The sequence below is a fragment of the Treponema sp. JC4 genome, from assembly GCF_000260795.1.
In the GTDB taxonomy this organism is placed as follows: Bacteria; Spirochaetota; Spirochaetia; order Treponematales; family Treponemataceae; genus Treponema_D.
Map to the genome: position 1 here is coordinate 1 of NZ_AJGU01000052.1, position 10,328 is coordinate 10,328.

Consider the following 10,328-nt stretch of genomic DNA (forward strand, 5'->3'; position numbering starts at 1 on the left):
GATAAATGAAATTATTTTACTTCCATATATTGCATGGCTAAGAAAAATTTAAAATTTTCCGATAATACATATAAAGAGCTTGTAATGCTGGCTCGCAAATCTTTGGAAAGGTACAATTAAGTTATGAAGAAAAATCAGTAATTATTTATTCAGTTTTTGCAATCGCCTTTTATATTTTTTCACTTATTCTTTTTGGAAGTTCTCTTTACAAGGAAGCCCAGGAAGGAAAGCTAAAATCAGAAGAATCCTTTAACTTTATTTCTAATAAACTTATTCAGACCTCTTCCCGAACAGATTTTGAACTTGAGGCAGCAAGAATCCTTTCAAAGTTTGCTAACTCCTCAGACAGAATTGCAGAGGTTTCTTTTAAGGCTAATCAGGCCTATATTTTCCTTTATCCTGATAATCCGGTTGTAGATTCAAGATATCTTAAAAACTTTAACTATTCCTATTCAGATGGTCAGAAAACCTATAAGCTTGAAGCAAAAATATATTTAATCCGCCCTGCCCGCATTTTTGATTTTGGGAAAACATCATTTCTTCTTATTCTTACAGTTACAGTCGTTACCCTTATTCTAATTGTTATTGTTTCAAATCAGGAAGAAGAAAGAAGCAATAAAAAAACAGAAGAAAAAGTTGCAGGAAATGAAGAAGAAAACGTAGAAACTGAAGAGACGGAAGAAGCTTCTGATAATGATAATGCAGAAAATGAAGAAGCAGCAGCAGAGGAAGAAAGCCAAAGTTCAGAAGAAGGCTCAGAAAATGCAGAAGTTTCAGAAGTTCAGAGTCAGGTAAGTTTTAATTCAACTTTGACAGAAAGCCTTAGAGATTCAATTGCGAACGAAAAAGAGTTTGCAATTTTTGTGATGAAAATTCTTGGAATTGAACGCACAACAGAAGAGTACAGAAAACTGATAGAACTTCTTTCTGACCGCTTAAAGGTTCAGAATATGGTTTTTGAAGGAAAGAATGATACACTTATTATCCTAAAACAGGATACAAACCTTGATGAAAACCTTACTCTGGCTGAAAATACAATAAACGAAATTGAAAATACATTCCCGGAAACTAAGCCCGTAATTTACACAGGAATTTCAAACAGAAACTGCCGTATTGTAACAGGTGAAAGACTTTTGTTTGAAGCAGAAGCTGCCCTTGAACACGCAGAAGAAGCAGAAGAAAAAGTTATTGCTTTCCGCGCAAATACAGAACAGTACAACGACTTTATGAATCAGCAGAACTAGATTTCTGCTTTTTTCCCTGGGCTGGAGGCGGAGGTAAATCAGGGTCTTCAGCATCAGCATTTTCCAGTTCTTCATCAAAGACGCTTTTTTCAGACTCCAGGCTCCCCTCTTCTTCCAGAGGAACTTCAGCAGCCTTTTCATCTTCAACACTCTTCAAAAGATCTTTAAATTTATTGATATTTTCACTGTCAGGAAATTTTTCTATCAGTATATCAAGATAAACTTTTCCTTCATCATACTGTTTTTTGGCAAAGTAAACGGCAGTAAGGTTTTCAAGATAATCTCGACTGTCCGGCTGAAGATAAATCAACTCTTTGTAGGCCCGCTCTGCTTTTGTCAGTTTACCTGTCATTGCATAAATATAGGCAAGAGAAGCTTTTAGGGAATCATTATCGGGATCGCGGCGCAAAAGTCTTCTGTACATAGGCAAGGCAGAATCCCAGTTTGACTGAATGGCATAAACTTTTGCAGTTTTATAATAAGAAGCCCAGTAAAGCTTTGAGTTTTGCATGGATAGTTTATAATATTCCAGGGCCTTGTCATATTTTTCCAGCGAATAATAAATATCAGCAATATTCATGTATTCGACATAAATATTGTTGATTGCCATTTTTTTTTTCGCCGGCAATTGGAATAGGTTTTGACAGACAGGAGATAAAAAATATTGAAGATGCTGCAAACAAAAAGAACTTTTTCAAAATAATATCTCCTGCGTTAATTTTTTAGCCTAAAACAATTTTTTCAATTTCGTAAAGCTGGCGGCGGTACAAACCTGAAATATTATGACCGTAATCTGCAATAAGCTGAATAATGTTACGAGGAGAATCCTGTGTATCGCAGCCGTTAAGACGGTCACCGGCATCACCAAGACCTGGCATAATATAAGCTTTTTCGTTCATTACAGGGTCTACCCAGAGAGTGTAACAGGTACAGTTTGGAAGGGCACGTGTTACGCGGATTGAACCTTTTAGGGTAGAAATTGTATTAAAGAAGGCAATTGATTTTGGATTAACACCCTGCTCCTGAAGATATTTTACAACGGTAACCAATGAACCGCCTGTAGCATTCATTGGGTCAGCAAAAATCAAATCTTTTCCGTCCAGCTGTTTAAGGTCAAAGAAAGACTTATTCAGATCCATAATGTATTCCATGTCTGATTCACCTTTTTTGTCGTTTCGGCTGATTTTGAAAAGAGCAAATGGAGTAATATAATCGTGAGAAGAATATTCCTGAATCTCTTTTGACATAATCATACTTGGAAGAAGAGCACCGCGGAGCATAACACACATTACAGTGTTTTCAATTTTATCATCAATATCAGGGATTTTATGAACAGCATAGTTCTGAACAGGATATGTTACCGGAGTTTTTACAAACATATGGCTTTTTTTATCTGAATGACGGTCTGTATAGGCCATGCGGAAAAGCATTTCGTATGCACGCTGGCTGTAATACATAAATTCCTGATGATCTGTGTTGATGTCGCGGAGTTTAGAAATTACGCGGGAACATTCAGCATGAGCACCCTCTTCTGTTACAAAAGAGAAAACCTTAATATTTGGGTGTTTAGCACAGATAGCCTGCATTTCTTTTCCAAGCTTATCATAACCTTCTACGATTTTTGCCTCATCAACAGGCTCAAAAGATTTCATTGTATCTTTAAACATATCGTCAAGACGTTTCAAATCTGACATATCTTCGGCTGTAAGGTAGCCGTCCAAATCTTCTGCTTTAAGAATAATTTTGTTATCGTTCATATTTTCCCCTGTCTATAGAATTAAAATTTTATATAGTTGTTTCTTTGCAATCTGAATATCAGAAATAATCAATTCGTCATCGCCTATCATCTGGCAGTTTGAATTAGAAAGTCCAAAAGCAAGTGTTAATAGAGCGCGTCCAGACTTTAAGAATTTTGCATCCTTAAATTTAAAATCAAGATTCAAAATATACTGAGTCGGATACTTTTCATCACAAACAAATGAACCGCATACATGATCAAGCTTTAGGTCAAGCTGGGCACCAGTAAGAATTGTAAGAAAGGACTGAGGGCGACCTGCATAAAAACGGATTTCATGTGCCTCTTCAGCTTCCTGCAGGTAATTATAAACTACATCATTCAGAAGGTGCGAAGGCTCTTCAAGTTCCAGATCAATAGAGCGGATATAATCAAACTGAGAAAGCATAACCGGAATATCGCGGCCAACTAAAGCAATCTCTTTTGAAGGAAAGCAGACTTCGACAGAATTCTGCTCATAAAGGTCATAAGATTTATTTACCTGTGTAGTTACAATACTGGACTGCCATCCGTTAGCCTGTGTCAAAAGTTTTGAAGCAAGGGCATTTCCAAAATCAGCCTGGGCAGAAATCTGAATCTGAGTCTTATTTTTTTTGTGATTAAGACCGCAATAAACCTTATTTACCCTGCCGGAAACAAGTTTAGCTTCCTTTTCTGAAAGATTTTTGATGTTATTCTGCAAAAAGCGTACAACAAGCTCAGGATCTACATCATTAGGAATGGCAATGTAAAATGCACTGTCATCATCAAGCAAATCAAGTGCATTTACAGGATTTTCTGGAAGAACCGGAAGGGTCTTACAGGAAGTAAGAATTCCGGTTACAAAACTGGCAAGAATTGCCAGTCCATAAATTGAAAGTGCAATTTTTTTTGAAAAATTATGCTTTTTCAACTTTAAAGCTCCATTTTGCATCGTCAGCGTCTACTGTTACAGCATCAGAAAGGCTGTCTGTCCATGAAATTGAAGCAGCGAGTGTTTCGCCGGCAACAAAATCCTTGAACATTTCGTAAGCAGATTTAAGAACTGCGTCACCAGAAATCTCAAGCTTGATTCTGTCTGTAACTTCGTAGCCGTTTTCCTTACGCTGGTTCTGGATACCGCGAATCAAATCACGGATGTAACCTTCTTTCTTAAGTTCGTCAGTTACTTTTGAATCCAAACCAACTGTAAGAGTACCTTCGTTCAAAACTTTAAGGTCATCTTTTTCAAAGCGGTCTACAAGAACTTTTTCTTCAGTCAAATCTACAGAAGTTCCGTCAACATCAATTGTAACTTTGCTTCCATCAAGGATTGCCTGAATCTGCTCAGAAGAAAGTTCAGCAATAATGCCTGCTGCCTTCTTCATAAGGCCACCAAGTTCCTTACCAAGCACTTTGAAGTTTGCCTTTGCCTTATATTCTACAAGCTCGTCTTCGCGATCGTGGAATTCAACTTTCTTAACGTTCAATTCCTCTGCAATTGTATCCTGCATTTCTGCAAGTACGAGCTTTTCATTAGGATTACGTGTTACCAAAGCAACGCTTGCCAATGGCTGGCGGTTCTTAAGGTTGAACTGGTTACGGAGAGAGTGACCCATAGAAACGGCTTTCTGAACTGTTTCCATTTTGAACTCAAGCTCTTCGTTGCGCCATGCGGCATTGTAAACAGGGTAATCTGTAAGGTGTACAGATTCCTTGTCTTCGCTTGTCTTAAGGTTGAGCCACATTTCTTCTGTAATAAATGGAGTAACAGGAGCGGCAACCTGACACAAAGTCTTAAGGGCAATGTACAATGTTTCGTAAGCTTCTGTTTTGTCGCTGTCGTTTTCTGACTTCCAGAAGCGGCGGCGGCTGCGGCGGATATACCAGTTATTAAGTTCGTCAATAAAGGCAACAATCGGGTCAATAGCTGCAGAAAGGTCGTAATCATCCAAAGCTTCTGTTACGTCTTTTACAAGCTTCTGGGTAATAGACAAAAGCCATGCATCAAGCGGATTTGAAGGAAGCTTATTTTCAAAGCCCTTACCAGTAGGCTGAACATTATCAATATTTGCGTAAGTTACAAAGAATGAGTAAGAGTTCCACAAAGGAATGATGATTGACTTAAGAACATCGCGTACGCCTTCATCGCTGTAGCGAAGGTCATCTGCCTTAACAACAGAAGAGTGGATAAGGAAAAGACGAAGGGCATCTGCACCAAACTTATTGATTGCTTCAACAGGGTCAGTGTAGTTGCGGAGTGATTTAGACATCTTGCGTCCGTCAGAAGCAAGAACAAGTCCGTTTACAATACAGTTCTGGAAAGCAGGCTTGTCGAACAAGTGGCTTGCAAGAATTGTAAGTGTATAGAACCATCCGCGGGTCTGGTCAAGACCTTCTGAGATGAAGTTTGCCGGGAAGTGGCTTTCAAAGTATTCTTTGTTTTCAAAAGGATAGTGCTGCTGGGCATAAGGCATGGAACCTGATTCAAACCAGCAGTCAAAAACCTCTGGAATACGGTGCATTGTCTTACCGCATTTTGGACAAGGAATAGTAATTTTATCTACAAACTGCTTGTGCAAATCTTCAGGGTAAGTGCCAGAAAGTTTTTTGAGTTCTTCGCGGCTTCCTACACACAAAGTATGCTTGCAGTCAGGGTCATCACACTTCCAGATTGGAATCGGGTTACCCCAGTAGCGGTTACGGCTTACAGCCCAGTCGCGGCTGCCGGCAAGCCATTTACCAAAGCGGCCTTCCTTAATGTGGGCAGGCTGCCATTTAATCTGGCTGTTTGCGCGGAGAAGTGCTTCGTGATGGTCTGCAACTTTTACAAACCAGGAACCGATACCACGATAAATAAGTGGAGAACCACAGCGCCAGCAGTGAGGATAAGAGTGAACAACTGTATCACGTTTTACAAGTTTACCCTCTTCCTTAAGGCGTTTCATAATATCTTTATCTGCTTCTTTTACAAATACGCCCTGATATTCAGGAACTTCTTTTGTAAATTTACATTCAGCGTCAATTGGCTCAACGTTAGGAATACCAGTTCCGCGGAAAATCTTATTATCTTCTTCACCAAAGGCTGGAGCAATATGAACAATACCAGTACCGTCTTCTGTAGAAACGTAGTCAGCATTGAACATGCGGAAGGCACCTTTTTCGCACTTCTGATTTGATTCTTCAGCGCAAACCTTAGCATCCTTAAGGCGGGCAAAATATGGGAAGAGTGGCTCATATTCAGCGCCAAGGAATTCCTTACCCTTGTGGCGGTAGATGATTTCGTAAGCATCTTCGCTCTTGTAGTAAGCTGGAAGTCTTGCTTCTGCAAAAATGTAGAAGTCACCGCTTTCTTTATCAAGAATCTTAACGTAATCAACTTCTGGTCCCATACAAAGTCCCAAGTTTGAAGGCAAAGTCCATGGAGTTGTTGTCCAGGCAAGGAAGTAAGTTTTTCCATTTGCCATGTCAGGGTCATTTACCCCTTCTGGAGCCTTTGTAATCTTAAAGCGAACAGTTACAGTCTGATCCTGAACATCTTTATAGCCCTGAGCAAGTTCGTGAGTAGAAAGAACTGTAGAACAGCGTGGACAATATGGAAGAATATATTTGCCTTCGTAGATAAGGCCTTTGTCCCAGAGAGATTTTGCAACCCACCAGATTGATTCCATGTAATCCGGATTCATTGTCTTGTAGTCGTGGTCAAAATCAACCCAGCGTCCCATACGGGTAATAGTCTGGCGCCATTCTGCAGTGTATTTAAGAACAGAAGCCTTACACTTGTCGTTGAATTTATCAATTCCGTAAGCTTCAATTTCGTGCTTAGAGTTAATTCCAAGATCTTTTTCGATTAAGTTTTCAACTGGAAGACCGTGGCAGTCCCAGCCGAAACGGCGCTCTACCTTTTTTCCTTTCATTGTCTGGTAGCGCGGAATAATATCTTTAATTGTAGAAGGAATAAAATGACCGAAGTGTGGAAGACCAGTAGCGAAGGGAGGACCATCATAAAATACAAATTCCTCTGCCCCTTCTCTCTGGCTTATAGATTTTTCAAATGTCTTGTTATCTTTCCAATATTTTAAAACTTCTTCTTCCTGCTTAGGGAAGTCAACTTTTGGATCAACGGGTTTGTAACTCATTATTAAGTGTCCTTTTAGATATTATAAATTAATCAATTATGACACAAAATGAGATTTTATTCTATATGAGCCCTTAATCCGCAATTTTCTTTTCTATTTTATCTCTATTGTTAGAGTAATCCAGAACGCTGTAAGACTTTTTGTTCATTTTTCGGATGAAAGGAGTCCAGCGGTTATCAGGAAGAAGCTCTTCTGCTTTTTTCAGATATTTTTCACAGGCTTCCATTTCATTATTTTCATAAAGAAACTGAGAATAATAAACGTAAGCATAGAATTTTTCATAATTGTTAGCGGCACATTCTGAGGCACGGGAAAAATATTCACGGGCTTTTGTCATACTGCCTCCACCAATTGTAGGTGCAAAGTAATACCAGAGGGCGGCATTTATAAGACCAAAGGCAAGCTTAGGGTACTTTGCAACTACCATGTCATAGTTCTTCTTTTCCTGAATACCCAAGCTGATTGCCTTTCCCTGAGGCAAAAACTGCATTGTTGAGTTAGTCAAATCTCCACTGGAAAGAATGTAGTAAGGATTTGCCTTATCAAAAGGATGAGAAGCATCCCAGGCAGCAATTTTTTCATACTGAGGCTTGATGAAAGGTTCAAGGTCAGGAGACTTCATTTCCTTTTCGTACATGTAGTTATACTGTTCAAGAACAAGAAGGTTGTCGGCAGTAAGTTCAGCTTCATCTCCAAGTTTTTTTCGGACATCATCTGTCAAAAGAGTTTTTCTGTAATCTGCAATTGCATCAATTGCTGCCTGAGCAGAAGGCAAAGCGCGGGTGGTAAAACGGAATTCCTGAATCTGATTAATAATATCCATTTCGTAGTCTGTAAAATCGTCAGCACAAAGAGTATTAATAGAAAAAAATGTGATAAAAATAGTGAAAATAAAAATTCGTAATTTCATAAATAACAAGATAAAGAAAATTCTTATACTTTTCAACGATTAAAAAGGCACAATTCTGAGAGATTTTTCATAAATTTTCAAAAAAAAGTGCAACCTTTTCAAAGTCTCCCTTGTCGAATATACTAGAATTAATTTTTAGAAATGGGAGAATTCCAAAAATGGAAAACACAAACAAAGAAATTCCTATCTTTTTTGCTTCTGATGATAACTATGTACCACTTCTGGCAACAGCAATCAAATCACTTCTTTCAAATGCTTCCAAAGATTACATTTATAAAATTTACGTCCTGACAACTACAATTTCTCAGGAAAAGCGCGATAAAATCGTTGCGATGGCAACAGAAAACTCAACTATCGAATTCGTTTCTCTTACTGCCGAACTCGATAAGCTCCGCCATCTTTTCAAACTCCGCGATTATTATTCTCAGGAAACCTATTATCGCTTCTTTATTCCAAATCTTTTTCCAAAATACAAGAAAATCATTTACCTTGACTGCGACATCATCGTAAAAGGCGATATTTCTGAACTCTACAACATTGACTTGGGAAATAATTACGTAGCCGCAGCTCCAGAAGAAGTTTTCATTCTTCATCCAAACTGGCTCAACTACCCTCGTGGTGCTCTTGGAATTGAACCGGAAGATTATTTCAATGCAGGCGTAATGCTTTTGAATACAGAACGCATGCTTAAAGATAAGATTGCAGAAAAATTTGTAGCCCTTGCAGAAAAATATACCTTCCGTATTGTTCAGGATGAAGATTATCTTAACGTTCTTTTGAAGGATCACAAAAAGATTCTTCCTCTTGACTGGAATAAAACTGCCTTCAAAAACGATGCTTACGACGACAAGAACCTTAAAATCATTCACTATAAAATTATCTGGCGTCCATGGCACTACGAAAATGTTCTTTACGAAAATCTTTTCTGGAACTATGCAAAAGAGACTGATTTCTACCTTGATTTAAGGGATAAACTTGCAGCTTACGATGACAAAGCAAAACAGAAGGACAAGGATATGTTCGAATGGTTTGTACAAGCAACTAAAGAAGATGCAGAAAGCCCTAACTCTTACCGCCTGACTCACAAAAAAGTAATGAAAGAGGGTGGATTTTTTATTCGAAAACTGTCTAAAATATCTAAGTTGAAGAAAGTTTCAAAACTTATTGGAATAAAAGGACATAGATCAGTATATGGCAGTAGAAAAAAGTAAGGACAGACTTGAAGTATTAGCCCGTATTGAAGAATACGAGAAAAATCAGTGGTGGAGTAAAGATGTTGAGGACGATCCTCCTACACGTCAGCTCCAGCCTGGTGAAGTTGATTATACACGCAGAAAACTTCGCAGTAAGATTCAGACTCATTTTGCTAACAAGGCCGGCTGGAAATTTATTCAGGGCTTAGTAAAATCAGGTGCTCTTCTTATGGACGAACCTGAAGGTCTTGAAAATTACGAGGCAGTTAAAGATCAGGGCGTAGTAATGACCTGCAATCACTTTAACGCTTTTGACAACTTTGCCGTTCTCCTTACAATTGATAAATACCTTAAACATCATATTATGTGGAAGGTTATCCGTGAAGGAAACTACACTAACTTCCCGGGCTTCTACGGCTATCTTTTCCGCGGCTGTAATACCCTTCCATTCAGCAGCAATTATTCTGTAACAAAGGAATTCTTTGACGGAATTAAAAACCTTCTTAAAAGAAAGCAGAAGATTTTAGTTTACGCTGAACAGGGAATGTGGTGGAATTACAGAAAGCCCCGCCCTCTTACAGCAGGGGCTGCACGCTTTGCAATAGAAAACAATGTTCCTCTTTTGCCTATGTTCATCACAATGCGGGATTCAGACAAAATCGGTGATGATGGCTTCCCTATTCAGATTTACAAGGTTCATATTCTGCCTGCCCTTTATGCAGATCCAAATAAATCTAAAAAGCAGAACATTGAATGGCTTCGCGAAAAGAATTATGAAATGTGGAAGGAAGTATACGAAAAGACTTACGGAATTCCGCTTACATACCTTCAGAAAGAAGACAAGTAATTACTGAAAAAGATACAGATATGAAAGACAAAATCAGAGGCGATTTGCCGGACACAATCTATTTTTCTGATGAACTTAACGAAGAATTTTCTCCGATGAAAATTGAAGGCAGAAAAATTGATGAAAACTATGATTATGGAAAAAGCACTTTAGGCTGGAACTTAATTCATTTTTTTCTGTATAGAATTGTTGCCCTGCCGATTGCCTTTGTCTTTTTAAAGCTTAAATACCGCCATAAAATT

At 38.5% G+C, this 10,328-nt stretch carries 8 protein-coding genes and 1 pseudogene; 4 read left to right on the forward strand and 5 right to left on the reverse strand.

All coding sequences use genetic code 11. From position 1 onward, the window contains the following. The first annotated feature begins 809 nt into the window (after positions 1-809). The gene (locus MSI_RS12130) at positions 810-1,244 is read left to right on the forward strand and encodes a hypothetical protein (RefSeq protein ID WP_009107488.1); all 435 of its coding nucleotides are present in this window, start codon (positions 810-812) and stop codon (positions 1,242-1,244) included. On the opposite strand, the gene MSI_RS12135 is transcribed toward MSI_RS12130, so the two are convergent. The 5 genes from MSI_RS12135 to MSI_RS12155 all read right to left on the reverse strand — a co-directional run bounded on the left by MSI_RS12135 (position 1,225) and on the right by MSI_RS12155 (position 8,046). Further along, positions 1,225-1,854, reverse strand: a complete 630-nt coding sequence (locus tag MSI_RS12135) for a lipopolysaccharide assembly protein LapB (protein ID WP_009107490.1) — start codon at positions 1,852-1,854, stop codon at positions 1,225-1,227. The two genes, MSI_RS12130 and MSI_RS12135, sit on opposite strands and share 20 nt — an antisense overlap. 112 nt (positions 1,855-1,966) lie before the next feature. Next, positions 1,967-3,001 (reverse strand): uracil phosphoribosyltransferase, encoded by a 1,035-nt coding sequence (locus MSI_RS12140; protein ID WP_009107492.1) that lies wholly within the window; start codon positions 2,999-3,001, stop codon positions 1,967-1,969. A 12-nt stretch (positions 3,002-3,013) separates the two neighbouring features. Beyond that, the gene (locus MSI_RS12145) at positions 3,014-3,931 is read right to left on the reverse strand and encodes a hypothetical protein (protein WP_009107494.1); all 918 of its coding nucleotides are present in this window, start codon (positions 3,929-3,931) and stop codon (positions 3,014-3,016) included. Continuing rightward, complete coding sequence (gene ileS / locus MSI_RS12150) at positions 3,918-7,136, reverse strand: isoleucine--tRNA ligase (protein ID WP_009107495.1); 3,219 nt, start codon at positions 7,134-7,136, stop codon at positions 3,918-3,920. Before ileS ends, MSI_RS12145 begins: the two co-directional genes overlap by 14 nt. A 73-nt stretch (positions 7,137-7,209) precedes the next feature. Further along, on the reverse strand, positions 7,210-8,046 hold the full coding sequence (locus MSI_RS12155) for a hypothetical protein (RefSeq protein WP_009107497.1): 837 nt from the start codon (positions 8,044-8,046) through the stop codon (positions 7,210-7,212). 158 nt (positions 8,047-8,204) lie between these two features. On the opposite strand from MSI_RS12155, the gene MSI_RS12160 reads away from it, so the two are divergent. The 3 genes and pseudogenes from MSI_RS12160 to MSI_RS12170 form a co-directional block, all read left to right on the forward strand. Further along, positions 8,205-9,257, forward strand: coding sequence for a glycosyltransferase family 8 protein (locus tag MSI_RS12160; protein ID WP_009107499.1), 1,053 nt, complete (start codon positions 8,205-8,207; stop codon positions 9,255-9,257). Next, positions 9,238-10,086 carry a lysophospholipid acyltransferase family protein gene (locus MSI_RS12165; RefSeq protein ID WP_009107501.1) on the forward strand — a complete coding sequence of 283 codons (849 nt, stop codon included), beginning with the start codon at positions 9,238-9,240 and terminating at the stop codon, positions 10,084-10,086. The genes MSI_RS12160 and MSI_RS12165 overlap by 20 nt, the downstream gene beginning before the upstream one ends. A gap of 20 nt (positions 10,087-10,106) precedes the next feature. Beyond that, positions 10,107-10,328, forward strand: a pseudogene (locus MSI_RS12170) (hypothetical protein); the annotation flags it as partial.